Source organism: Enterobacter sp. HK169, from assembly GCF_001719105.1.
Taxonomy (GTDB): domain Bacteria; phylum Pseudomonadota; class Gammaproteobacteria; order Enterobacterales; family Enterobacteriaceae; genus Enterobacter; species Enterobacter asburiae_B.
The window spans coordinates 892430-915280 of sequence record NZ_CP017087.1; the positions used below are offsets into that span (position 1 = coordinate 892430).

Annotated in this window: 25 protein-coding genes and 1 other annotated feature; of the genes, 10 read left to right on the forward strand and 15 right to left on the reverse strand. The window is 55.0% G+C overall.

Features of this window, described 5'->3' with window-relative positions; genetic code table 11:
• The first annotated feature begins 48 nt into the window (after positions 1-48).
• The 3 genes from EnteroDNA1_RS04280 to osmB all read left to right on the forward strand — a co-directional run bounded on the left by EnteroDNA1_RS04280 (position 49) and on the right by osmB (position 1509).
• The gene (locus tag EnteroDNA1_RS04280; protein ID WP_029740522.1) at positions 49-231 is read left to right on the forward strand and encodes a YciZ family protein; all 183 of its coding nucleotides are present in this window, start codon (positions 49-51) and stop codon (positions 229-231) included.
• Positions 232-274: 43 nt separating this feature from the next.
• Positions 275-1027 (forward strand): DNA-binding transcriptional regulator YciT, encoded by a 753-nt coding sequence (gene yciT / locus EnteroDNA1_RS04285; protein WP_069302924.1) that lies wholly within the window; start codon positions 275-277, stop codon positions 1025-1027.
• Between the two features lie 263 nt (positions 1028-1290).
• Positions 1291-1509 (forward strand): osmotically-inducible lipoprotein OsmB, encoded by a 219-nt coding sequence (osmB, locus tag EnteroDNA1_RS04290; RefSeq protein WP_008501216.1) that lies wholly within the window; start codon positions 1291-1293, stop codon positions 1507-1509.
• Between the two features lie 105 nt (positions 1510-1614).
• On the opposite strand, the gene yciH is transcribed toward osmB, so the two are convergent.
• The 5 genes from yciH to pgpB form a co-directional block, all read right to left on the reverse strand.
• Entirely contained in the window at positions 1615-1941 is a 327-nt protein-coding gene (gene yciH / locus EnteroDNA1_RS04295; RefSeq protein WP_023312064.1) for a stress response translation initiation inhibitor YciH, read from the reverse strand.
• On the reverse strand, positions 1941-2678 hold the full coding sequence (gene pyrF, locus EnteroDNA1_RS04300) for an orotidine-5'-phosphate decarboxylase (RefSeq protein ID WP_029740523.1): 738 nt from the start codon (positions 2676-2678) through the stop codon (positions 1941-1943). The genes yciH and pyrF overlap by 1 nt, the downstream gene beginning before the upstream one ends.
• Positions 2679-2863: 185 nt before the next feature.
• Positions 2864-4033: a lipopolysaccharide assembly protein LapB gene (lapB, locus tag EnteroDNA1_RS04305; RefSeq protein ID WP_023335944.1), complete on the reverse strand. Its 1170-nt coding sequence runs from the start codon at positions 4031-4033 to the stop codon at positions 2864-2866.
• A 6-nt stretch (positions 4034-4039) separates the two neighbouring features.
• Complete coding sequence (locus EnteroDNA1_RS04310; RefSeq protein WP_023312067.1) at positions 4040-4348, reverse strand: LapA family protein; 309 nt, start codon at positions 4346-4348, stop codon at positions 4040-4042.
• A 148-nt stretch (positions 4349-4496) separates the two neighbouring features.
• Positions 4497-5264, reverse strand: coding sequence for a phosphatidylglycerophosphatase B (gene pgpB, locus EnteroDNA1_RS04315; protein ID WP_069303911.1), 768 nt, complete (start codon positions 5262-5264; stop codon positions 4497-4499).
• A 197-nt stretch (positions 5265-5461) separates the two neighbouring features.
• Here pgpB and ribA point away from each other — a divergent pair, with 197 nt between their 5' ends.
• On the forward strand, positions 5462-6052 hold the full coding sequence (gene ribA, locus EnteroDNA1_RS04320) for a GTP cyclohydrolase II (RefSeq protein WP_008501210.1): 591 nt from the start codon (positions 5462-5464) through the stop codon (positions 6050-6052).
• Positions 6053-6089: 37 nt separating this feature from the next.
• Here ribA and acnA read toward each other — a convergent pair whose 3' ends face one another.
• The 6 genes from acnA to topA form a co-directional block, all read right to left on the reverse strand.
• Positions 6090-8765, reverse strand: coding sequence for an aconitate hydratase AcnA (gene acnA / locus EnteroDNA1_RS04325; RefSeq protein WP_069302925.1), 2676 nt, complete (start codon positions 8763-8765; stop codon positions 6090-6092).
• Positions 8766-8926: 161 nt separating this feature from the next.
• On the reverse strand, positions 8927-9025 hold the full coding sequence (gene ymiC, locus EnteroDNA1_RS22530) for a small membrane protein YmiC (RefSeq protein ID WP_032623144.1): 99 nt from the start codon (positions 9023-9025) through the stop codon (positions 8927-8929).
• Between the two features lie 138 nt (positions 9026-9163).
• Positions 9164-9334: a hypothetical protein gene (locus EnteroDNA1_RS22435; protein ID WP_032656727.1), complete on the reverse strand. Its 171-nt coding sequence runs from the start codon at positions 9332-9334 to the stop codon at positions 9164-9166.
• A 2-nt stretch (positions 9335-9336) separates the two neighbouring features.
• Positions 9337-9477, reverse strand: a complete 141-nt coding sequence (locus EnteroDNA1_RS04340) for a YmiA family putative membrane protein (RefSeq protein ID WP_213327741.1) — start codon at positions 9475-9477, stop codon at positions 9337-9339.
• A 338-nt stretch (positions 9478-9815) separates the two neighbouring features.
• Positions 9816-10790 carry an HTH-type transcriptional regulator CysB gene (cysB, locus tag EnteroDNA1_RS04345; RefSeq protein ID WP_008502814.1) on the reverse strand — a complete coding sequence of 325 codons (975 nt, stop codon included), beginning with the start codon at positions 10788-10790 and terminating at the stop codon, positions 9816-9818.
• Between the two features lie 187 nt (positions 10791-10977).
• The gene (gene topA, locus EnteroDNA1_RS04350; protein ID WP_047651111.1) at positions 10978-13575 is read right to left on the reverse strand and encodes a type I DNA topoisomerase; all 2598 of its coding nucleotides are present in this window, start codon (positions 13573-13575) and stop codon (positions 10978-10980) included.
• Between the two features lie 399 nt (positions 13576-13974).
• On the opposite strand from topA, the gene EnteroDNA1_RS04355 reads away from it, so the two are divergent.
• A complete protein-coding gene (locus EnteroDNA1_RS04355) occupies positions 13975-14226 on the forward strand; it encodes a YciN family protein (RefSeq protein ID WP_023312072.1) in 252 nt (83 codons plus the stop codon).
• Between the two features lie 34 nt (positions 14227-14260).
• Here the strand turns inward: EnteroDNA1_RS04355 and sohB are convergent, their stop codons facing one another.
• Positions 14261-15307 (reverse strand): protease SohB, encoded by a 1047-nt coding sequence (gene sohB / locus EnteroDNA1_RS04360; RefSeq protein WP_069302926.1) that lies wholly within the window; start codon positions 15305-15307, stop codon positions 14261-14263.
• Positions 15308-15558: 251 nt separating this feature from the next.
• On the opposite strand from sohB, the gene EnteroDNA1_RS04365 reads away from it, so the two are divergent.
• A complete protein-coding gene (locus EnteroDNA1_RS04365) occupies positions 15559-16320 on the forward strand; it encodes a YciK family oxidoreductase (RefSeq protein ID WP_039263558.1) in 762 nt (253 codons plus the stop codon).
• Positions 16317-16907: a cob(I)yrinic acid a,c-diamide adenosyltransferase gene (gene cobO / locus EnteroDNA1_RS04370; protein ID WP_023312075.1), complete on the forward strand. Its 591-nt coding sequence runs from the start codon at positions 16317-16319 to the stop codon at positions 16905-16907. The genes EnteroDNA1_RS04365 and cobO overlap by 4 nt, the downstream gene beginning before the upstream one ends.
• Before the next feature lie 35 nt (positions 16908-16942).
• Here the strand turns inward: cobO and rluB are convergent, their stop codons facing one another.
• The 3 genes from rluB to rnm form a co-directional block, all read right to left on the reverse strand.
• Positions 16943-17818 carry a 23S rRNA pseudouridine(2605) synthase RluB gene (rluB, locus tag EnteroDNA1_RS04375; RefSeq protein WP_023312076.1) on the reverse strand — a complete coding sequence of 292 codons (876 nt, stop codon included), beginning with the start codon at positions 17816-17818 and terminating at the stop codon, positions 16943-16945.
• A 96-nt stretch (positions 17819-17914) separates the two neighbouring features.
• Entirely contained in the window at positions 17915-18535 is a 621-nt protein-coding gene (locus EnteroDNA1_RS04380) for an L-threonylcarbamoyladenylate synthase (RefSeq protein WP_003856793.1), read from the reverse strand.
• Positions 18532-19413 carry an RNase RNM gene (gene rnm, locus EnteroDNA1_RS04385; RefSeq protein ID WP_032656720.1) on the reverse strand — a complete coding sequence of 294 codons (882 nt, stop codon included), beginning with the start codon at positions 19411-19413 and terminating at the stop codon, positions 18532-18534. Before rnm ends, EnteroDNA1_RS04380 begins: the two co-directional genes overlap by 4 nt.
• 139 nt (positions 19414-19552) lie before the next feature.
• Between rnm and trpL the strand changes: the two genes are divergently transcribed.
• The 3 genes from trpL to trpD all read left to right on the forward strand — a co-directional run bounded on the left by trpL (position 19553) and on the right by trpD (position 22848).
• Positions 19553-19597 (forward strand): trp operon leader peptide, encoded by a 45-nt coding sequence (gene trpL / locus EnteroDNA1_RS22670; protein WP_106993556.1) that lies wholly within the window; start codon positions 19553-19555, stop codon positions 19595-19597.
• Positions 19574-19667, forward strand: a sequence feature (Trp leader region). Its footprint overlaps the gene before it by 24 nt.
• A gap of 23 nt (positions 19668-19690) precedes the next feature.
• Entirely contained in the window at positions 19691-21253 is a 1563-nt protein-coding gene (locus EnteroDNA1_RS04390) for an anthranilate synthase component 1 (RefSeq protein ID WP_047174183.1), read from the forward strand.
• Positions 21253-22848, forward strand: a complete 1596-nt coding sequence (gene trpD / locus EnteroDNA1_RS04395) for a bifunctional anthranilate synthase glutamate amidotransferase component TrpG/anthranilate phosphoribosyltransferase TrpD (protein WP_058841298.1) — start codon at positions 21253-21255, stop codon at positions 22846-22848. The genes EnteroDNA1_RS04390 and trpD overlap by 1 nt, the downstream gene beginning before the upstream one ends.
• The last annotated feature ends 3 nt before the right edge of the window (positions 22849-22851 follow it).

Genomic DNA, 22851 nt, shown 5'->3' on the forward strand with positions numbered 1-22851 from the left:
TTTTCTGCATCATTGAAAATATTAACTTTTCGCGCCTGGGGTGAGATTATGTCGACTATTGACGCACAAGCTGTAGCACAACGAATTGATACCGTGCTGGATATCCTGGTGGCGGGCGATTATCACTCTGCTATCCGTAATCTCGAGATCCTGAAGTCTGAACTTCTTGCTCAGAATGGTGCTGACAACGCGCCTGAAAACGGACAGCCAAAAGCGCCGTGGGAAGTTTAACCCCACCGTCTCCGACCTCGTTTCGCTTTATTAAATGGATGCTATGAATTCCCGACAACAACTCATTTTGCAGATGGTCATCGATCAGGGACGCGTAAGCGTAGTCGATCTCGCTAAAACCACTGGCGTTTCTGAAGTCACCATCCGTCAGGATCTTAATCTGCTGGAAAAACAGAGCTACCTGCGTCGCGCGCACGGATATGCTGTCCCGCTGGACAGCGATGACGTGGAGACGCGCATGATGAATAACTACGCGCTCAAACGTGAACTGGCGGAATTTGCCGCGTCCCTGGTGAACAACGGCGAGACCGTCTTTATTGAAAACGGCAGCAGCAATGCCCTTCTGGCGCGCACGCTTGCCGATCAAAAAGACGTTACCATCATCACCGTCAGCAACTATATCGCGCACTTGCTCAAAGAGACGCGCTGTGAGGTGATTCTGCTCGGCGGTATTTACCAGAAAAAAAGTGAAAGCATGGTAGGCCCGCTGACCCGTCAGTATGTTCAGCAGGTTCATTTCAGCAAGGCCTTTATCGGGATTGACGGCTGGCAGCCGGAGACAGGTTTTACCGGCCGGGATATGATGCGCTCCGACGTGGTGAATGCCGTGCTGGAAAAAGAGTGTGAAGCCATTGTGCTGACCGACAGCTCTAAATTTGGCGCTGTTCACCCTTATACGATGGGCCCGGTTTCACGCTTTAGCCGCGTGATTACCGATGAACGGTTGAGCGATGCGCACCGTAATAAACTGGAAGATGACGGGCTGATCGTCAATATTATTAAAACGACCGCCTGAGTTCCCTCCGCGCCCGAATTTCGGGCGCATACGCCCTTCTTTCTCTGAGATGATTCCTGGTACTTCTTTAAGAGTTTTTACCTGTTTAACCTGCATTAAAGTCGTAAAATTAATGTTAGCGATATAACAGGAAGTGACTATCACCTGCGTGATTACGTAACGCCTGCGCGACCAGCTTTCACGGAGAACAGAATTAAGTATTCGATTCGTCTATACTTAACGTGTACATCTTTCCGTGAATCGATAATTCAGGAGAAAGTATTATGACCTTAACCAGCAAAAAATTAGCCGCCGCTGTTCTGGCAATCACTGTAGCAATGTCCCTGAGCGCGTGCTCTAACTGGTCTAAACGTGACCGTAACACCGCTATTGGTGCCGGTGCCGGTGCTCTCGGTGGTGCAGTATTAACGGATGGTAGTACGCTGGGTACATTAGGTGGCGCTGCTGTCGGTGGTATTATCGGTCACCAGGTTGGCAAATAATTATTATCTAAGCCTTCCCCGGTATTGCGATATTTGAACGCATTTCAGGTCTGACATACGCACGTATATAACACGAGCCACGGCATTTGCCGTGGCTCATTTATTTTAACCGCCTGCCAGTTTGACTTTCATCCCTTTGGCTTCCAGCAGAGATTTTATTAAATCGCGCTTATCTCCCTGGATTTCAATAATGCCGTCTTTCACGGCGCCGCCGCAGCCACATTTTTTTTTCAACTCGGCCGCCAGCTTTGCCAGTTCAGCATCATCCAGGTCAATGCCGGAGATTAGGCAAACCCCTTTCCCTTTTCGTCCACTGGTCTGGCGCTGGATCCGAACGATGCCGTCCCCCTTTGGACGTTCCACTTTCGCTTTCGGCTCGTCTATACGCCCGCTATCGGTTGAATAGACCAGACGGCTGTTGGAATCGGTCATTAGGCCCCCTTTTTCAGCGATGCGTTGATAGCCTTAAGCGTCTCAGCCGGGTTTGCAGACTGCGTCACCGGACGCCCGATGACCATGTAGTCAACGCCAGCAGCCAGCGCCTGCTCAGGCGTCATAATGCGGCGCTGATCGCCCACGTCGCTGCCTGCAGGGCGGATCCCCGGCGTGACCAGTTTAAAATCCTGGCCCAAAGCTGATTTGAAACGTACCGCTTCCTGCGCGGAGCAGACGACGCCATCCAGGCCGCAATGCTGCGTCAGACGCGCGAGACGTTCGGCATGCTCGGCGGGTGACAACGTCACGCCCAGGTCGCGAAGATCGTTTTCGTCCATACTGGTCAGCACCGTGACCGCAATCAGCAACGGTGCATCTTTACCGAACGGCAGGAGCGCCTCACGGGCGGCCGTCATCATTCTTGCCCCACCCGATGCGTGGACGTTGACCATCCATACGCCCAGCTCTGCGGCTGCGGCAACCGCGTGCGCCGTGGTATTCGGGATATCGTGGAATTTCAGGTCGAGGAAAACGTCAAAGCCGCGCTGCTGCAGATCGCGAACGATTTGCGGTCCAAACAGCGTGAACATCTCTTTGCCAACTTTCAAACGGCAGTCGCGAGGGTCGATGCCGTCGACAAACGCCAGTGCAGCGTCACGCTTATTGTAATCAAGCGCAACAACAACAGGAGAATCCGTAATTACGCGGGAAGTGGAGGATGTAACAGACGTCATGACCAGCCCTTTTCGTCTATGGGCGCGCAGCGGCGCGGAACAGATAAACGGCCAGCATTCTACCTGCCGACGCCGCAAATTGACAGGATCCATTTACGCGCCTGCCAGGCCGGCAAATCGCACGGAGTTCAGGACTGGGGAAAAACCATCAGTATGTTGTAACTAAAATGAGGCGTTTTAAAAAATTACTGCCCGTCCAGGCCGCGGATTGGCTTGATGGTGGACCAGGCGCGGCAGGAAGGACAGTGCCAGTAGAGCGTATACGCGGTAAAACCACACTTCTGGCAGCGATAGCGCGGCTTGCTGCGCACCTGTTCGCCAACCATGTCGCGCAGCACCATCAGGCTCTCTTTGGCGCGCCCTTCTTCTGCGTCGTTCAGGTGGTAATCCATCAGCTTGTGGAACACCCGCATGGTCGGATGACGCTGCAGCTGACGCGTAATATAAACCTGCGCGGTGTCGCTTCCCTCATACTGCTCAACGACGTCTGAGAGCATCAGTTCAGCGGTGGCGCCGGTATTTTCTTCCACGCAGCGACGCAGGAAAGCTACCCACTCTTCCTGCTTGTCGAGCTGTTGATAGCAGGTTTGCAGCATTTCCAGCGTTTCACTGACCAGTTCTTTGTCCTGGTCGATAACCCGCAGCAGGCTTTCAACGGCTTTTGCGTAGTCGCCATTCGCCATAAAGACGCGCCCCATCATGATGGATATTCGCGCGCTGTTGCGGTCCGCCGCGGCGCCTTTCTTCAGCAGCGCCATGGCTTTATCCATGTCGTCGTTGCCCATCTGCTGAAGAGCAAGCTCACAGTAGAAATGGGCGATCTCAACGCGCTGCTTATCTTTACCCAGCTTCACCAGACGTTCAGCGGTATCAATGGCTTTCTGCCAGTCGCTGGTGGCCTGATAAATCTGCAGGAGCTGCTGCAGCGCGCCGATGCGGAAATCTGTTTCATCCACCAGCTGCGCGAACATATCTTCAGCGCGATCGTACAACCCCGCGGCCATGTAATCCCGCCCCAGCTGTTGCACCGCAAGGAGACGTTGATCGTAGGTCAGCGAGGCGCTTTCCATCAGGGTCTGGTGAATACGAATGGCGCGATCGACCTCGCCGCGCGAGCGGAACAGGTTGCCCAGGGTGAGATGCGCTTCAACCGTCCCCGTATCCTCTTTCAGCATATCGAGGAACAGGTCTACCGCTTTGTCCTGCTGATTGCTCAGGAGGAAGTTCACCCCCGCAACGTAGTCGCGGGAGAGCCGGTTGGCCTCATCCTGTTTTGTTTGTTGCGCACTTCTGCGGCCCATATACCAGCCATAGGCTGCGGCTACAGGCAAAAGCAGAAACAACAACTCCAGCATAGTCGATTATTCCTTCACGACCGGCACACCAGAGCTTTCCGGGATGTCAGACGCAGGGGCAATGTTATTTTCGAGTCGCTTAATTTTACGTTCAGCGCGCGCAAGAGAAACACGGACTTTCAGCCAGAACAGACCGCAAACCAGCCAGCCAATGGCAAAGCCGGCAGCAAATAAGACCGCCAGCAGGCTCGAGACGCGATACTCACCCTGAGCCAGCAGATAGTTAAACGTCACCTGCTGATCGTTTTGTGCACCCAACGTGACTGAAATGACAAAAATCGCCAATACCAGTAAGAAAATGAGTAAATATTTCACATTACTTCCCGTTATGTGGTTCAAGCGAATAAAGTGTGTTCAATTCACCGCAATCAGCCTTATAAACTACCATTTTAGCGACGAGCGCGAAACGGAAAAAGTGACGCGCAGGTCATGGATCTATGGGCAAAATACGGAATATCAACCGTCAGGCGTCTGTCTGGTCCCTTTCGGCTATTTCTTCTTTCTCTTCAGGCGGTGGCGTTAGCGGGCCGCAGAATCGTTCAGTGAGCCAGGTCGCCATCATAATCAGCAGCCATGAGATGAGCGTGGCGACGACCAGGTCGCGCGGCCAGTGCATCCCCAGCAGCAGGCGGCTTCCCATAACCCCGGTCGCCCAGATCAGTAAAATCAGGATAGTGATCGTTCGACGCCTTGGCCAAAGCAGCCCAACTCCCAGCAACGCCCAGCTGGCCGCAAACATGGTGTGACCGGAAGGAAACGCGAACCCGGTCTCTTTCTGCCAGTGTTTACGCAAGAATTTCGGGATATCCTGCTGTTCCGCAAGCTGTTCTTTCACCAGCGCGCCGCGATCTTTACGCTTTAAATTGTAGAACTCATCTACCGGAACATGATGCGTTTTTTCCAGCCAGACGACAAAAGGACGCGGCTCCTGAACGCGATCTTTAACCCAGGACTTCACGCCCTGACCGACAAGGATAGCGCCCCCGAGGATCGCAAAGAGCATCAGCGCCGCGCGCAGACGAAAGCGCAGGCACCACAGAAACCAGACGCAGAGGAGTACGTGGGTAATAATCCCCCACGGCTGGGTGACCGTTTCCGTTATCCAGTATAACGTTTTCAGCCACGTGGCGTTCTGCCCGGGCTGCCACATCCAGCCTGAAAGCCATACGGCCAGAGGCATAATCAGTAAAATGGCCGCACCTGCTGCCGTACGTCTGGCGATTGAAAGCATGTCTTCTCCTTTTTCGCTAAGCGTCACAATCATAACTGAAATTAATCATCCTGGTGGATATGTCGGATCGTGCGTTTAACGTTCATATAGCATGGTGCCCATTAGGCGAACCTGCTGAGCTTGTGGCAAAATGAACTGATACAGAAAGCAAAACAGGGCAAAGGCACGAAACGTGTCAGCCTACTCTGGAGAATCACATGCAGCTTAAACGTGTGGCAGAAGCCAAACTGCCAACCCCATGGGGCGATTTCCTGATGGTGGGTTTTGAAGAACTGGCAACCGGACAGGATCATGTCGCGCTGGTTTATGGTGACATTTCAGGGCAGACGCCGGTTCTGTCCCGCGTCCATTCAGAGTGTCTTACCGGCGACGCGCTGTTCAGCCTGCGCTGTGATTGTGGTTTCCAGCTGGAAGCCGCCCTGTCTCATATTGCAGAAGAAGGCCGCGGTGTGCTGCTTTATCACCGTCAGGAAGGTCGTAATATTGGTCTCCTGAATAAAATCCGCGCCTACGCGCTTCAGGATCAGGGCTACGATACGGTTGAAGCAAACCATCAGCTTGGCTTTGCCGCTGACGAACGCGACTTCACTCTGTGCGCCGATATGTTCAAGCTGCTGGGCGTGGACGAAGTTCGCCTGCTGACCAATAACCCGAAAAAAGTGGAGATCCTGACCGAAGCGGGGATCAACATCGTCGAGCGCGTACCGCTGATTGTCGGCCGTAACCCGAAGAACGCCCACTACCTTGATACCAAAGCCGCCAAAATGGGCCATCTGCTGAAAGAGTGATGCTAAAAAGCCCGGCACGAGTGCCGGGCTCGTTTCATCAGTCCAGCATCTTACGAATCACATAATGTAAAATGCCGTCGTTCTGGTAATAGGTCAGCTCGGTTGCCGTATCAATACGGCACCGGCAATCCAGCACCTCGATTTTCCCGTCTGCCCGCGTTAACTTCACCGGCACCGTTTTCCCCGGCTGCAGATTTTGCAGACCGCTAATCTCAATCTGCTCTTCCCCGGTCAGTCCCAGCGTTTTACGCGTCACGCCCTGCGGAAACTCGAGCGGCAGGATCCCCATACCAATCAGATTCGAGCGGTGAATACGTTCGAACGATTCGGCGATAACCACGCGAACGCCAAGCAGACGCGGACCTTTCGCCGCCCAGTCGCGGCTGGAGCCGGAACCGTACTCTTTCCCGGCGATCACCGCCAGCGGCGTACCTTCCTGTTGATATTTGACCGCCGCATCATAAATCGAAACCACTTCCGTCCCCGGCAGATGGCGCGTCATGCCCCCTTCCACGCCCGGTACCATTTCGTTACGAATGCGTATGTTGGCAAAGGTCCCGCGCATCATGATCTCGTGGTTGCCGCGACGCGAGCCGTAGGAGTTAAAATCGCGGCGTTCGACGCCCCGGCTCTGCAGATAACGGCCTGCCGGGCTATCGGCTTTGATACTCCCCGCCGGAGAGATATGGTCGGTCGTGACGGAATCCCCCAGCATCGCCAGTATGCGCGCGCCGTGGATATCCTTAAGCGGTGCCGGCTCGGCCAGCATCTCGTCAAAGAAAGGCGACAGACGAATATAGGTTGAGTCATCCTGCCAGTCGTATGTATCTGAGCCCACGACGTTGATGGTTTTCCACTCCGGCGTGCCTTCAAAGACCTCCGCATACTCTTTGCGGAACATCTCGGTTGAGACCTTTTCAACGGCCAGCGCGATTTCACGCGAAGATGGCCAGATATCTTTCAGGTAGACAGGATCGTTTTTGCGATCGTGACCAATTGGATCGGTCGCCAGGTTGATATTCATGTTCCCTGCAAGGGCATACGCCACGACCAGCGGCGGCGAGGCAAGCCAGTTGGTTTTCACCAGCGGGTGAATACGCCCTTCAAAGTTTCGGTTACCGGACAAGACCGCGCCTACCGTCAGGTCACCCTGCTTGATCGCCGTTTCAATCGGTTCAGGCAGCGGGCCGGAGTTACCAATACAGGTCGTACAGCCGTAGCCCACGAGGTTAAAGCCCAGTTCGTCAAGGTACGGCGTCAGTTTGGCCTGCGCCAGGTAATCCGATACCACTTTGGAACCCGGTGCCAGCGAGGCTTTGACCCATGGCTGAGGTTTTAGCCCAAGCTCTACCGCCTTTTTAGCCAGCAGACCGGCCGCCATTAAGACGCTGGGGTTCGAGGTGTTGGTGCAGGAGGTAATGGCCGCAATAACAACCGCGCCATCAGGGAGCTGATACTGATGTCCGTTCAGAACATAGTCGACCGGACGATGGTCTTTCTGCGCCACGTTCACTTCCAGGGCATTGCTGGCGGCAAAGGCCTTTGGCACGTCACTCAGCGCGACCCGATCCTGCGGACGTTTCGGCCCGGCGAGGCTTGCCTCAACGCTTCCCATATCGAGTTCAAGCGTGCTGGTGAAGACCGGTTCATCGCCCGGGTTTCGCCACATGCCCTGCGCTTTGGTATAGGCCTCCACCAGCGCGACCTGCTCTTCGCTGCGCCCACTAAGGCGCATGTACTCCAGCGTGACGTCATCGATGGGGAAAAAGCCGCAGGTGGCACCGTATTCCGGCGCCATATTGGCAATGGTGGCACGGTCGGCCAGCGGCAGCGAATCCAGACCATCCCCGTAGAATTCTACAAACTTGCCCACCACACCATGCTTACGCAGCATCTGGGTGACGGTGAGCACCAGATCGGTGGCGGTAATGCCTTCAGACAGCTTTCCGGTGAGCTTGAAGCCCACCACGTCAGGGATAAGCATGGACACCGGCTGGCCGAGCATGGCCGCTTCCGCTTCGATACCCCCGACGCCCCAGCCCAGCACGCCCAGACCGTTGATCATGGTGGTATGGGAGTCCGTGCCCACCAGCGTGTCCGGATAGGCGACCCACTCTTTATCCTGCAATTCACTCCAGACGGCTTTACCCAGATATTCAAGGTTAACCTGGTGACAAATACCGGTACCCGGCGGGACCACGCTAAACCGGCTGAACGCCTGCTGCCCCCACTTCAGGAATACGTAGCGCTCGTGGTTGCGCTCCATCTCCAGACGCACGTTCTCGCCAAAGGCGTCATCATCACCAAAGCGGTCAACGGTTACGGAGTGGTCAATGACGAGGTCAACAGGGGAAAGCGGATTCACTTTTGCCGTATCTCCGCCGAGACGCTTAACGGCCTCGCGCATCGCGGCTAAATCAACGACGGCAGGAACACCGGTAAAGTCCTGCATCAGCACCCTGGCCGGGCGGTAGGCGATTTCTCTGTCGGCATGGGCATTTTCCAGCCACCCTGCCAGCGCCTGGATATCATCGAGGGTGACAGAGTCACCGTCCTGCCAGCGCAATAGATTTTCCAGTAAAACTTTCAATGACTTGGGTAAACGCGAAATGTCCCCAAGCGTTCTGGCAGCCAGCGGCAGGCTGTAGTAATGCCAGGTTTTATTTTCTGCCTGTAACGTATCCTTACTGGCTTCGCGTAGGGTTAACGACATAAGCTCCTCCTTAATCACAGAGATGCCCCGACAATCATCAGGGCCGTAATTAAAGATAACACAAAGATGTCGTAACGTTTTGATAACAACCCAAATTGATAAATTTAGGATTGGTCCAGAAAGGGAAAACAAAAAACCCCGCCGTGGCGAGGTTTTACAATTTAGTGGAGGGCCAACCAGATGAGCTGACTCCAGAACAGAATCGACACGGTAAAAACGCCGATCCATGACCAGTATTTGTGAGACGTCATGTTATTCATCATAGGGACACCAGGCATTATTTATTAAAAGTTCCGAGGTAAGTCCTCAGTGCTATATTGCTGATGTGTATTTATTAAAGAGTACGAAAGTGCAGAGTCGATATTCAGACTATTTGCATCATTACGCAATTAACTAAATTATTGTTTTTTGGGTTCGTCTTCTGCGAACACATCAATAAACGCTTGCTGCTGCGGCGTCAGTTTCCAGGACGCGGGTACAACAGTCGCAGGTGCTTTACGCCCTCTGTGGCCGTTGTCACGATGCTGACACATCTGTTTTACCGTTTCAGTACGTACCGTCACTGCCATATTTAACCCCAATATTTCCAGGCCAGGAGAGCAACCACCACCCAAAACAGGGTAGAGACGAGAAAGACCGCCAGCCAGGCTTTACGCTTGAGCGCAGGATCCCTTTGCGGTTCTTCACTTCCTGAAGGCATTGCTAACCTCATACAATCGACATCGCTTATCATTTAGGACCAAACAATTGGTACAATTAATCATCTGTTGAGATAAATCCTAAAGAAACTTTAGCCGAAAAGCCAGTGAATTTACGCACCGGAAGGTATGAAATATTCAATCTTTTGACCAGAAATAAATAATTGAAAAGAAAAATTTGCGAAGGCGTAAATTAGTTTCTACTTTTGTCGCCAATTCACGACATTATAACCATACGGATTAAATGGATAATGACATTATATGACAGGGGATACGCAGATGATGATAATTCTAATTTAGCTTTGAGGCGTTATTTCGGTATCTTTCCCTAAGGGAAAGATACCGGGTGTGATTATTTTTCGGGGAGTTTGATGTCTTTAAACATCTCTTCAATATCTTCATTTGAGCGTAATGCAACGGCGGTATCAACCACGTCACGCGTTAAATGAGGTGCAAAGCGCTGAATAAAATCATACATATAGCTGCGCAGGAAGGTGCTGCGACGGAAGCCAATCTTTGTGGTGCTATGACTGAAAACATCATGCGCATCAAGACGCACCAGGTCAGGGTCTGATACCGGATCCACCGCCATGCTGGCAATAACGCCCACCCCCAGACCAAGCCGCACATAGGTTTTAATCACGTCGGCATCCGTCGCGGTAAAGACAATGCGCGGCGTTAACCCTGCCCGGTTAAAGGCCGTATCAAGCTCGGACCGTCCGGTAAAGCCAAACGTATACGTTACCAGCGGATATTGCGCCAGCTCTTCGATAGTGACCGACCCTTTACCCGCCAGGGGGTGATCGGGGGTCACCACGATAGAACGGTTCCAGTGATAGCATGGAAGCATCACCAGATCGTCATACAGGTGAAGCGCTTCGGTGGCGATGGCAAAATCTGCATTCCCCTTGGAAACGGCTTCAGCAATTTGCGTTGGCGAGCCCTGATGCATATGCAAAGAGACGCGAGGATAACGCTCGATAAAGCCTTTGATAACGCCGGGTAGCGCATAGCGCGCCTGGGTATGCGTCGTGGCAATATACAGCGAACCTTTATCCGGCCAGGTGTGTTCCCCTGCCACCGACTTAATTGCGTCGACTTTAGAGAGGACTTCCCGCGCAATGCGGATGATTTCCTGCCCCGCAGGCGTCACCTGGGTGAGATGCTTACCGCTGCGGGCAAATATCTGGATACCTAACTCGTCCTCCAGCATACGAACTTGTTTGCTGATGCCCGGTTGAGAGGTATACAACCCCTCGGCGGTAGAAGAGACGTTAAGGTTATGATTCACCACCTCAACGATATAACGAAGCTGCTGTAATTTCATGCCAGACCATCCGATTTAGCGCATGCGGTCAATCGCTTAAGACGATTTAATAATAAGAAAAAGGTTAACTATAACCACTATATCATTTATAGCCTGACTGTATAGTACGGAACAAAAAATAATAACAAGGAAATAAAAAAGGGCCGGAAATCCGGCCCTTTTACAGGTAAGTTACGGTAAGGGAAGATTATTTCTTGCCTTCGACCCATTTGCCATCGACAAAGAAGGCTGACCATCCGGTCGCTTTACCCTCTTTCTCGGCCGCAACATACTGCTGCTTAGTTTTACGGCTAAACCGTACCACGGTTTTGTTGCCTTCCGGATCCTGCTGTGGCGCATCGGCCAGATAACGCAGTTTCTCAGGCAGACGATCGCGGAAGCGATGCAACTCTTCCACCAGCGGCGCGCGCGTTTCACGCGATTTCGGGAAGGTGTTGGCGGCCAGGAAGACACCTGCGGCACCATCACGCAGCACGAAATACGCGTCGGATTTCTCGCACGGCAGTTCTGGCAGCGGAACCGGATCTTCCTTCGGAGGAGCCACTTCGCCGTTACGCAGAATTTTGCGCGTGTTTTTACACTCGTCGTTGGTACAGGCCATGTACTTACCGAAACGCCCCATTTTCAGGTGCATTTCAGAGCCGCACTTCTCGCATTCCACAATCGGGCCGTCATAGCCTTTAATGCGGAACTCGCCCTCTTCGATCTCATACCCGTCACACGTTGGGTTATTACCGCAGACGTGCAGCTTACGTTTTGGATCGATCAGGTAGCTGTCCATTGCCGTACCGCACTTCTTGCAGCGGCGTTTGGCACGCAGAGCGTTAGTTTCCGCATCGTCACCTTCCAGCACGTTGAGCACTTCGTTCTCAGGCACCAGGTTGATGGTGGTTTTGCAGCGCTCTTTTGGTGACAGCGCATAGCCGGAGCAGCCAAGGAATACGCCCGTGGTTGCGGTGCGGATCCCCATCTTGCGGCCGCAGGTTGGGCAGTCGATGCTGGTCAGAACCATCTGGTTAGGCAGCATGCCGCCCTCCTCAGGATCCTTCTCCGCTTTTTCAAGCTGATCGGTAAAGTCGCTGAAGAAGCTGTCGAGTACCTTTTTCCATTCCGCCTGATGGCTGGCAACCTGGTCGAGGCTGTCTTCCATTTGCGCGGTGAAATCGTAGTTCATCAACTCGCGGAAGTTTGCTTCCAGACGGTCAGTGACGATCTCACCCATTTTTTCCGCATAGAAACGGCGGTTTTCAACGCGCACGTAGCCGCGGTCCTGAATCGTCGAGATGATGGACGCGTAGGTCGACGGACGACCAATGCCGCGTTTTTCCAGCTCTTTCACCAGGGACGCTTCACTGAAGCGCGCAGGCGGCTTGGTGAAGTGCTGAGCAGGCACGAGGTCAACCAGCGAGAGCTCATCCCCTTTGTTTACCGCCGGCAGCGTTCGGTCTTCATCACCTTTACGCAGCGCTGGCATCACCTTCGTCCAGCCGTCGAAACGCAGGATACGACCGCGCGCTTTGAGACGGAACTCACCCGCGCCAACGGTCAGCGTGGTGGAGTCGTACTGCGCTGGCGTCATCTGGCACGCCACGAACTGGCGCCAGATCAGCTGATACAGCTTCTGCGCGTCGGCTTCCATGTCTTTCAGCGATTCCGCTAACACCGAGACGTCAGAAGGACGAATCGCTTCGTGCGCTTCCTGAGAGTTCTCTTTACTGGCGAACTGGTTAGCGCTTTCCGGCAGGTATTTCTTACCGAAATTGTCACTGATGTAGCCGCGGACCATGTTGACCGCGTCCTGACTCAGGTTGGTTGAGTCGGTACGCATGTAGGTGATGTAGCCCGCTTCATACAGGCGCTGCGCCATCATCATGGTCTTCTTCACGCCATAACCCAGACGCGTGCTTGCAGCCTGTTGCAGCGTGGAGGTAATAAACGGTGCCCCCGGCTTGCTGCTGGTCGGTTTGTCTTCACGTTCCAGCACCTGATAGCGTGCTTTTTCCAGCAGCGCTACGGCGGCCATAGTCTGGTCGCGGTTTTCTGGACGGAAAGGCTTGTCGTTGTGATGGCTCACCTGCAGCGGCAGAGCGTCACCGCCCGGCGTGGTCACATTGGCATCGACTTCCCAGAACTCTTCCGGCACGAAGGCTTTAATTTCGCGCTCACGCTCAACGACCAGACGCACGGCGACGGATTGCACACGCCCTGCGGACAGGCCACGGGCAATCTTCTTCCACAGCAGTGGAGAGACCATATAGCCCACAACGCGGTCCATAAAGCGACGAGCCTGCTGTGCGTTTACGCGGTCAATATTCAGTTCGCCCGGCTTCTCAAACGCCTGACGAATCGCATTCTTCGTAATTTCGTTAAACACTACACGGCTGTAGCGTTTGTCATCACCACCGATCACTTCCCGCAGGTGCCACGCAATGGCTTCCCCTTCGCGGTCAAGGTCGGTTGCGAGATAGATGTGGTCTGCTTTTTCAGCAAGCTGCTTCAGCTCGTTAACGACTTTTTCTTTCCCGGGCAGCACTTCATATTGTGCATCCCAGTTATGCCATGGGTTAACACCCATGCGGTTGACAAGCGCGCTACGTTCATCCTTTTTAGGCTTTTTAGCCCCTTTGGTGGAGGTAGAGTCTGCGCTCTTTTTGCTGGCTGAGCCACTGGTCGGCAAATCGCGGATATGACCCACGCTGGACTTAACCACGTAGTCATTACCCAGATACTTATTGATCGTTTTGGCTTTTGCCGGGGACTCAACGATGACGAGAGCTTTACCCATATTCACCTTTACCTAATTTAATTCTTCCAGGAATACGCCGCACGTTGATTTCCCTTCCGCTGACGACGAGCCAATGATATTGCGACTGCGTCAGGAGATATCAACCCCTTTGTCTTACCGGACGTTAATGAGAAGACGCCCAGGTGATTGAGTTTTCGGGTATTTTTCTCACATCTCGTGTAATTCGTGACGAATTCCCGGTTGAATGTCAAGCAATTCTGTTGCCAGAATGACGAAAGCGCACACTCTACCTGATAAAATTCGTTACGCAACTTTATTAGCATGCAAAAGCAGATCCCGCCAGCCAGGACCCTGCACCTTATCCCCTCACATTACAGGGAAAATTTGCCCCCAAAGCGCCCTCGGCGTAGACTATTGTCACTGTTTAAGGAGTGGATTATGCAGAATACGACCCAACCTATTGACCGAGCCTCTCTGCTTATCGAAGCAAACAAGCTTATCCGTGACCATGAAGATACGCTGGCGGGCATTGAAGCCACCGGCGTAGAGCAGCGTAATGGCGTGCTGATTTTCAGCGGCGAATACTTCCTTGACGAACAGGGTTTACCGACCCCGAAAAGCACCGCCGTGTTTAACATGTTCAAATACCTGGCGCATACGCTTTCAGAGAAATATCACCTGGTCGATTAACGCAAAACGCGAGGCATATGCCTCGCGTTTTTGTTTACAGCAGCGGTTTTTGTCCGCGCTGAAGCCAGCGCAGCAGCAGACGGTCCGCGCTTTCTGACGCACTGTTGGTAAAGCGGTCAAGGAGTCGCTTACGCTGGGTAAAGCGCACGCCCACCAGTTCCCGGCCTTCCATCAGATTGAGCAGCAGATCGTCGCTGGTTCCGACTTCATCCACCAGCCCTTTCTCCTGCGCCTGGACGCCGTACCAGTGCTCGCCCGTCGCGACCTGTTCAATATCGAGCGTTGGGCGCATACGGTGTACAAAATCTTTAAAGAGATGATGCGTTTCGTTGAGATCTTCGCGGAATTTTTGGCGCCCTTCTTCCGTGTTTTCCCCCAGCAGCGTCAGGGTACGTTTGTACTGACCCGCCGTGTGAAGTTCGATATCAATCTCTTTATTTTTCAGGAAGCGGTTAAAGTTCGGAATTTGTGCGACCACGCCGATCGAGCCAATAATGGAGAACGGCGCGGCAACAATTTTGTCCGCCACGCAGGCCATCATGTAGCCACCGCTCGCGGCCACTTTATCCACGGCAACGGTCAGCGGGATCTGTTTTTCACGCAGGCGCTGCAGCTGTGAGGCGGCCAGTCCGTAACCGTGAACCACCCCGCCCGGGCTTTCAAGACGCACGACAACCTGATCCTGCGGTGTCGCCACGGCCAGAACGGCAGTCACTTCTTCCCTCAGAGATGACACTTCATGCGCATCCATACTGCCTTTAAAATCGAGCACATAGACGCGTGGCGTGGCCTTATCCTGCGGCGCAGTGAGCTTTGCTTTTGCCTTTGCCGCTTTGGCTTCCTGTTTATGCTTTTTCTTCTGTGCTTTCAGCCAGAGTTTCTGTTGATGACTATCAAGCAGCGCCAGAGACATCTCTTCCTGCATCTCTTTATACTGCTCGCTCAGGCGGGTGATGCGTAACTCCCCACGCTGACGCTTGCGCTGCGTCAGGTTGGCAATCAGAACGGCTACCACCGCAATGGCAACCACCACCGTCGCGATTTTGGCCAAAAACAACCCATATTGAGAAAGTAATTCCACGCGTTCCACCTTGATTTAACCACGAATCTTTCACGGCAGTGTACAACAGCCCTGCCCATGCGTCTCGCTCGTGACATTACCTCTGCGAGCAGCCTTCAGGAATCCCCGGACTGGAGTTTAAATATTTGCAAATTGTTAATTTTACAGTAATGCGTCCTGTAGACTGATTGAATTATTAGGCTAATTCGGGCATAAAGCCGAAAAGTCATCATAAAGGCGCCAATGCGTCACCGGTCGCCTGAGGAGTCACCGTGCATTATCAACCGCAAAAAAATCTGCTGCAAAACCGGATTATTCTTGTCACCGGTGCCAGCGACGGGATTGGCCGCGAGGCAGCCCTGACATACGCCGAATATGGCGCCAACGTCATTCTGATCGGGCGCAACGAAGAAAAACTGAAAAACGTCGCCCAGGAGATTGAGGCCGTATGCGGCACGCCGGCCCCGTGGTATACGCTCGATTTACTGACCTGCACGCCCGCGGTGTGCCAGGAATTAGCCCAGCGCATCAGCGCTCACTATCCGAGACTCGACGGCGTGCTGCATAACGCCGGTTTGTTAGGCGAGGTTCGTCCGATGGATGAACAGGATCCAGATATCTGGCAGCAGGTGATGCAGGTCAACGTCAACGGCACGTTTTTCCTCACACAAGCATTGCTTCCTTTATTACTCAAATCCGAGTCCGGGTCCCTGGTCTTTACCTCGTCCAGCGTTGGCCGTGAAGGACGCGCAAACTGGGGAGCCTATGCCGTTTCAAAATTCGCGACCGAAGGCATGATGCAGGTGCTGGCGGAGGAGTACCAGAGCCGCCATCTGCGCGTAAACTGCATTAACCCGGGCGGTACGCGCACCAAAATGCGCGCCAGCGCGTTCCCGAGCGAAGATCCGCAGAAGCTGAAAACCCCGGCAGACATTATGCCGCTCTATCTCTGGCTGATGGGCGACGACAGCCGCCGCAAAACCGGGATGACCTTTGACGCCCAGCCGGGACGTAAACCAGGAATTTCGCAATGAGTGAAGAACGTCATCAGCAGCGCCAGCAGCGTCTGAAAGAACAGGTCGATGCGCGCGTCGCGGCAGCCCAGGACGAACGTGGGATCGTCATCGTTTTTACCGGCAACGGAAAAGGGAAAACCACCGCCGCATTCGGCACGGCGACACGCGCCGTTGGACACGGTCAAAAAGTGGGCGTGATCCAGTTTATCAAAGGCGAATGGCCCAACGGTGAGCGGAATTTGCTTGAGCCTCACGGCGTTGAGTTTCAGGTGATGGCGACCGGGTTTACGTGGGATACCCAGAACCGGGAAACGGATACTGCAGCCTGTCTCGCCGTCTGGGAGCATGCAAAGAGAATGCTGGCCGATCCCTCGCTGAATATGGTTCTGCTGGATGAGATCACCTATATGGTCGCCTACGACTACCTGCCGCTGGAAGCCGTGCTGGATGCTCTGAAGAATCGTCCTGTACACCAGACGGTTATCGTCACGGGGCGCGGATGTCATCGGGATATTCTGGAGATGGCCGATACCGTCAGCGAGCTGCGTCCGGTCAAACATGCGTTTGATGCAGGCATCAAAGCGCAAATTGGAATTGATTACTAAAGAAAAAAGCCCGGTTCGTTGACCGGGCTTTTATATTAACCGTTGTTGTTACGGCTGCCGGAGCGGCGACTGCTGCTCACCTGGCTGTGTCGCTTCACTGCGCGACGGATCTGATTCGCCTTCATGCGACGACGATCTTTTTCCACCGCCACTTTTGAGGTGGTTTCCGGCGTCAGGCCGACCAGCTCGCGCAGGTAGTTGGTTTGGGTCAGATCCAGTTCGGTATAACCCCCGCGCGGCAGACCTTTCGGCAGCAGAATGTCGCCGTAACGGACGCGGATCAAGCGGCTAACCTGCACGCCTACCGCTTCCCAGAGACGACGAACTTCGCGGTTACGGCCTTCGGTCAGGGTCACGTTGTACCACTGGTTAATGCCTTCCCCACCGGTAAATTTGATGGTTTTGAATGCCGCAGGACCGTCTTCCAGCTGAACGCCACGCGACAGATCGCGCAGTTTATTTTCGTCAACCTGGCCAAATACGCGCACCGCGTATTCACGTTCCACTTCACGGCTTGGGTGCATCAGACGGTTTGCCAGTTCACCATCGGTGGTAAACAGCAGCAGACCGCAGGTGTTCACGTCCAGACGGCCGACGGCAATCCAGCGAGCGCCACGCAGTTTAGGCAGACGGTCAAACACCGTCGGACGACCTTCCGGGTCGTTGCGGGTGCACAGCTCGCCTTCCGGCTTGTAGTAAGCCAGTACGCGGCAGATCTGTTCAGCGGACTCTTTAACGGAGATAAGATGACCGTCGATGCGGATCTTCAGCCCCGGTACGATTTCTACGCGGTCACCCAGCGTGGCGATTTTACCGTCCACACTCACGCGGCCCGCTTCAATAATGGCTTCGATTTCACGGCGTGAACCGTGGCCGGCACGCGCCAGCACTTTCTGTAACTTCTCGCTCATTGAGCTTCCTCAGGTGTCGCCTTCACAGGCGTCGAATCAGGTCAAAAGAGGGCTGAGCCCTGCTTTGATGGCCGCGTAGTATATCTGCTTATACCTTTACAAGAAAGGCTTTACGTCACCCACGCCTTCACGAATCACTTCCGGTGCATCTTCGGTTAAGTCGACCACGGTGGTCGGCTGCTGGCCGAGATAGCCGCCGTGAATAATCAGCTCAACCACCTTCTCCAGACGATCTTTGATCTCTTCCGGATCGGACTCGGTAAACTCGCTTCCGGGCAGCATCAGCGAGGTGGAGAGCATCGGCTCGCCGAGGGTTTCCAGCAGCGCCTGCGCAATCGGGTTCGACGGCACGCGCATGCCGATGGTTTTGCGTTTTTCCTGCAGCAGACGACGCGGTACTTCCTTCGTGCCCTTCAGGATGAAGGTGTAGTTACCCGGAGTGTTGTTCTTAATCAGGCGAAACGCCACGTTATCAACATACGCATAGGTCGACAGCTCAGAGAGATCGCGGCACATCAGGGTAAAGTTATGGCCGTCCGGCAGCTGGCGAATACGGCAAATGCGTTCCATTGCCCCTTTATCTTCGATTTTGCAGCCCAGCGCGTAGCCTGAATCGGTCGGGTAGACAATTACGCCGCCTTTGCGGACGATCTCCACGGCCTGGTTGATCAGACGTGGCTGCGGGTTATCCGGATGGATATAGAAAAACTGACTCATACTTCCCTCTCTTCAATTTGCTGCGGCTGTTCCCAGAGCTGCCAGACCGGCTCAACGCCAGCGGGCAACCAGAGCTTGCGCCCCAGTTCGATCCACGCGCAGGGCTGATGGAAATCAGAGCCCTGTGACCCAAGCAGGCCGAACTGGCGGGCATAGGTCGCGAGCTGCGCGCGCTCGTTGGGCGCCTGCTGACACTGGGCGACTTCCATCGCCTCGCCACCGCATTCGGCAAAGTGTGCCAGCAGCCTTTTCAGCCATTTAGCAGAAAGATTATACCGCCCAGGATGGGCCAGCACGGCCTTACCGCCAGAATGATGAATCACATCAATAGCTTGTTTTATTGTACACCACTGTGGCGGAACGTATCCGGTTTTACCGCGCGCCAGATACTTTTTAAAGACGTCCGCCATGGTCGTCGCTTTGCCCGCGTCGACCAGAAAACGGGCGAAATGACCGCGGGTGACCGCCCCGCCGTTCGCCATCTTTTGCGCGCCTTCCAGCGCGCCCGGAATATGCGCCTTTTCCAGACGCTCGCCGATCATCTCTGCGCGCTGGTTGCGGCGCGTTTTTTGTTCTTGCAAAAATGCCGTAAGTGCCGGATGGTCTATATCGATATTCAGGCCAACAATATGAATCTCATGGTTTTCCCAGACGGTCGAGATCTCGACGCCGGACACCAGATTCAGCGCCAGCCCGCTGCGGGCAATCTCGGCGCGCGCCGCCGGAATGGCATCTGTCGTATCGTGATCGGTTATCGCCAGCGTGCCGACGCGCATTTCAACGGCGCGATGAACCAGGGCTTCGGGTGTCAGCAGGCCGTCAGAGGCCTGAGTATGGCTGTGTAAATCATAAATAATGGCGTAGGTGGTATCGCTCAAAGCACTTCCCATAACAGGTTGGAGACATCCGAAAACACCATGATACCGACTTAACGCGAAATTCTGAAATCAAGGGTTGACAACTTGCCATCGAACTAGTTAACTAGTACGCAAGTTCACACGAGAAAGGTATCTGAAAATGACAGCACATTTCACTCTGCACGGCTGGTGGCGCACTTCCTGATCTTCGGGCAGTGTCACGCGTCTGCGAAATGCAAACAGATACCCGCCCGCTACCCAGCGGGCTTTTTTTTGAACAAAATATGAGAACAACAACATGCAAACAGCCAAACCTCATCTCGAACTGCTGACCTGCGAGGCGGCCTATCGCCACAACCCGACCGCGCTGTTTCATCAGGTGTGCGGGGCTCGTCCGGCAACGCTGCTGCTGGAATCGGCGGATATCGACAGCAAGGACGATCTCAAGAGCCTGCTGCTGGTCGACAGCGCGCTGCGCATTACCGCTTTAGGTGACACCGTCACCATCAAGGCATTGTCAGACAATGGCGCATCGCTGCTGCCGCTGCTGGATGCCGCCCTGCCGTCAGGCATTGAAAATGAACGCCATCCAGAAATGCGCATTCTGCATTTCCCGCCGGTGAGCCAGCTGCTGGACGAAGACGCGCGCCTCTGCTCCCTGTCCGTTTTCGATGCCTTCCGCCTGCTGCAGAATCTGGTCACCGTGCCGGAAGACGAGCGTGAAGCGATGTTCTTCGGCGGGCTGTTTGCTTACGACCTGGTTGCCGGTTTTGAAGATTTGCCGGAAACCGAGCAGGGTAATCGCTGCCCGGACTATTGCTTCTATCTGGCTGAAACCCTGCTGGTGATCGATCACCAGAAGCAATACACCCGCATCCAGGCGAGCCTGTTCACGCCGTCTGCCGCTGAGAAAAACCGTCTCGAGCACCGCATCGCTCAGCTGCAGCAGCAGATGACGGAAGCGCCGCCCGCGCTGCCGGTGCAGCGCGTGGAGAAAATGACCTGCGACGTTAACCAGACTGACGATCAGTACGGCGCCGTGGTTCGCCAGATGCAAAAAGCGATTCGCGCCGGGGAAATTTTCCAGGTCGTGCCGTCACGTCGCTTCTCGCTGCCCTGCCCGTCGCCGCTCGCAGCCTACGACGTGCTGAAAAAGAGTAACCCAAGCCCGTACATGTTTTTCATGCAGGACAACGAATTCACGCTGTTCGGCGCCTCGCCGGAAAGCTCGCTGAAATACGACGCCACCAGCCGTCAGATTGAGATCTACCCGATTGCCGGTACCCGTCCGCGCGGGCGTCGCGCCGATGGCTCGCTGGATCGCGATCTCGACAGCCGTATCGAACTGGAGATGCGTACCGACCACAAAGAACTCTCCGAGCACCTGATGCTGGTTGACCTGGCGCGTAACGATCTGGCACGCATTTGTACTCCCGGCAGCCGCTACGTGGCGGACCTGACCAAAGTCGACCGCTATTCGTTCGTGATGCACCTGGTCTCCCGCGTGGTCGGCGAGCTGCGCCACGATCTCGACGTGCTGCACGCCTACCGCGCCTGCATGAACATGGGCACCCTGAGCGGCGCGCCGAAAGTACGCGCCATGCAGCTGATTGCCGCCGCCGAAGGACGCCGTCGCGGCAGCTACGGCGGCGCGGTGGGTTACTTCACCGCCCACGGCGATCTCGATACCTGCATCGTAATCCGCTCCGCCTACGTTGAAGACGGTATTGCCACCGTTCAGGCGGGTGCCGGGATTGTTCTTGATTCTGTTCCGCAGTCTGAAGCTGACGAAACGCGCAGTAAAGCCCGTGCGGTCCTTCGCGCCATTGCTACCGCACACCATGCACAGGAGATTTTCTGATGGCTGACATTCTGCTGCTCGATAATATCGACTCCTTTACCTATAACCTGGCAGATCAGCTGCGTGCGAATGGCCACAACGTCGTTATCTACCGCAACCACGTTCCGGCGCAGACCCTGATTGACCGTCTGGCCACCATGCAAAACCCGGTGCTGATGCTCTCCCCGGGGCCAGGCGCACCGAGCGAAGCGGGCTGTATGCCGGAGCTGCTGACCCGCATGCGCGGCAAACTGCCGATCGTCGGCATCTGCCTCGGCCATCAGGCGATTGTTGAAGCCTACGGCGGCTACGTTGGCCAGGCGGGTGAGATCCTGCACGGTAAAGCGTCCAGCATTGAACATGACGGCCAGGCGATGTTTGCCGGGCTGCCGAACCCGCTCCCGGTCGCGCGCTATCACTCGCTGGTTGGCAGCAATATTCCCGCCGGGCTGACAATCAACGCCTCGTTTGAAGGTATGGTGATGGCGGTGCGCCACGACGCGGACCGCGTCTGCGGCCTGCAGTTCCACCCGGAATCGATCCTGACCTCCCACGGCGCCCGCCTGCTGGAGCAGACGCTGGACTGGGCGTTACAGAAGCTGGAGCAGACCAATACCCTGCAGCCGATTCTGGAAAAACTGTATCAGGCGCAGACCCTGAGCCAGCAGGAGAGCCATCAGCTCTTCTCCGCCGTGGTTCGCGGCGAGCTGAAGCCTGAACAGCTGGCAGCCGCGCTGGTGAGCATGAAGGTGCGCGGCGAAAGCCCGCAGGAGATCGCCGGTGCCGCTACGGCCCTGCTGGAAAATGCCGCCCCGTTCCCGCGCCCGGACTATCAGTTTGCGGATATCGTCGGTACCGGCGGTGACGGCAGTAACAGCATCAATATCTCCACCGCCAGCGCCTTCGTGGCGGCGGCGTGCGGTTTGAAGGTCGCGAAGCACGGTAACCGCAGCGTTTCCAGCCGGTCAGGTTCTTCCGATCTGCTCGCCGCATTCGGTATTAACCTCGATATGAACGCCGAGCGTTCCCGCGAAGCGCTGGATGACCTGGGCGTCTGCTTCCTGTTTGCGCCGAAGTACCACACCGGTTTCCGCCACGCGATGCCGGTTCGTCAGCAGCTCAAAACCCGCACGCTGTTTAACGTGCTCGGCCCGCTGATCAACCCGGCCCACCCGCCGCTGGCGCTGATTGGCGTTTACAGCCCTGAGCTGGTTCTGCCGATTGCCGAGACGCTGCGCGTGCTGGGCTATCAGCGTGCCGCCGTGGTGCACAGCGGCGGTATGGATGAGGTTTCTCTTCATGCGCCAACGCTGGTGGCCGAACTGCGCGACGGCGAAATCCTGAGCTATCAGCTGGACGCTGCCGACTTCGGCCTTGCGCCATACCATCAGGAAGCGCTGGCAGGCGGTACGCCGGAAGAAAACCGTGACATTCTCACGCGCTTATTACAAGGTAAGGGAGAGGTCGCCCATGAGGCCGCCGTTGCTGCCAACGTCGCCATGCTGATGCGTTTGCACGGTGAGGAAGACCTGAAGGCCAACGTTCAAAAAGTTCTGGATGTACTGCGCTCCGGTGCAGCTTACGATCGCGTTACCGCACTTGCGGCAAGAGGGTAAAGA

What these genes read in the sequence shown, in the direction of transcription:
- yciT (WP_069302924.1), top strand. Translation starts at nt 275, where the DNA reads ATGAATTCCCGACAACAACTCATTTTGCAGATGGTCATCGATCAGGGA.
- EnteroDNA1_RS04280 (WP_029740522.1), top strand. Translation starts at nt 49, where the DNA reads ATGTCGACTATTGACGCACAAGCTGTAGCACAACGAATTGATACCGTG.
- osmB (WP_008501216.1), top strand. Translation starts at nt 1,291, where the DNA reads ATGACCTTAACCAGCAAAAAATTAGCCGCCGCTGTTCTGGCAATCACT.
- lapB (WP_023335944.1), bottom strand. Translation starts at nt 4,033, where the DNA reads ATGCTGGAGTTGTTGTTTCTGCTTTTGCCTGTAGCCGCAGCCTATGGC.
- rluB (WP_023312076.1), bottom strand. Translation starts at nt 17,818, where the DNA reads ATGAGCGAGAAGTTACAGAAAGTGCTGGCGCGTGCCGGCCACGGTTCA.
- yciH (WP_023312064.1), bottom strand. Translation starts at nt 1,941, where the DNA reads ATGACCGATTCCAACAGCCGTCTGGTCTATTCAACCGATAGCGGGCGT.
- EnteroDNA1_RS04355 (WP_023312072.1), top strand. Translation starts at nt 13,975, where the DNA reads ATGCAGAATACGACCCAACCTATTGACCGAGCCTCTCTGCTTATCGAA.
- cobO (WP_023312075.1), top strand. Translation starts at nt 16,317, where the DNA reads ATGAGTGAAGAACGTCATCAGCAGCGCCAGCAGCGTCTGAAAGAACAG.
- EnteroDNA1_RS22435 (WP_032656727.1), bottom strand. Translation starts at nt 9,334, where the DNA reads ATGGCAGTGACGGTACGTACTGAAACGGTAAAACAGATGTGTCAGCAT.
- topA (WP_047651111.1), bottom strand. Translation starts at nt 13,575, where the DNA reads ATGGGTAAAGCTCTCGTCATCGTTGAGTCCCCGGCAAAAGCCAAAACG.
- ymiC (WP_032623144.1), bottom strand. Translation starts at nt 9,025, where the DNA reads ATGAATAACATGACGTCTCACAAATACTGGTCATGGATCGGCGTTTTT.
- acnA (WP_069302925.1), bottom strand. Translation starts at nt 8,765, where the DNA reads ATGTCGTTAACCCTACGCGAAGCCAGTAAGGATACGTTACAGGCAGAA.
- EnteroDNA1_RS04390 (WP_047174183.1), top strand. Translation starts at nt 19,691, where the DNA reads ATGCAAACAGCCAAACCTCATCTCGAACTGCTGACCTGCGAGGCGGCC.
- EnteroDNA1_RS04340 (WP_213327741.1), bottom strand. Translation starts at nt 9,477, where the DNA reads ATGAGGTTAGCAATGCCTTCAGGAAGTGAAGAACCGCAAAGGGATCCT.
- cysB (WP_008502814.1), bottom strand. Translation starts at nt 10,790, where the DNA reads ATGAAATTACAGCAGCTTCGTTATATCGTTGAGGTGGTGAATCATAAC.
- pgpB (WP_069303911.1), bottom strand. Translation starts at nt 5,264, where the DNA reads ATGCTTTCAATCGCCAGACGTACGGCAGCAGGTGCGGCCATTTTACTG.
- trpD (WP_058841298.1), top strand. Translation starts at nt 21,253, where the DNA reads ATGGCTGACATTCTGCTGCTCGATAATATCGACTCCTTTACCTATAAC.
- EnteroDNA1_RS04380 (WP_003856793.1), bottom strand. Translation starts at nt 18,535, where the DNA reads ATGAGTCAGTTTTTCTATATCCATCCGGATAACCCGCAGCCACGTCTG.
- pyrF (WP_029740523.1), bottom strand. Translation starts at nt 2,678, where the DNA reads ATGACGTCTGTTACATCCTCCACTTCCCGCGTAATTACGGATTCTCCT.
- ribA (WP_008501210.1), top strand. Translation starts at nt 5,462, where the DNA reads ATGCAGCTTAAACGTGTGGCAGAAGCCAAACTGCCAACCCCATGGGGC.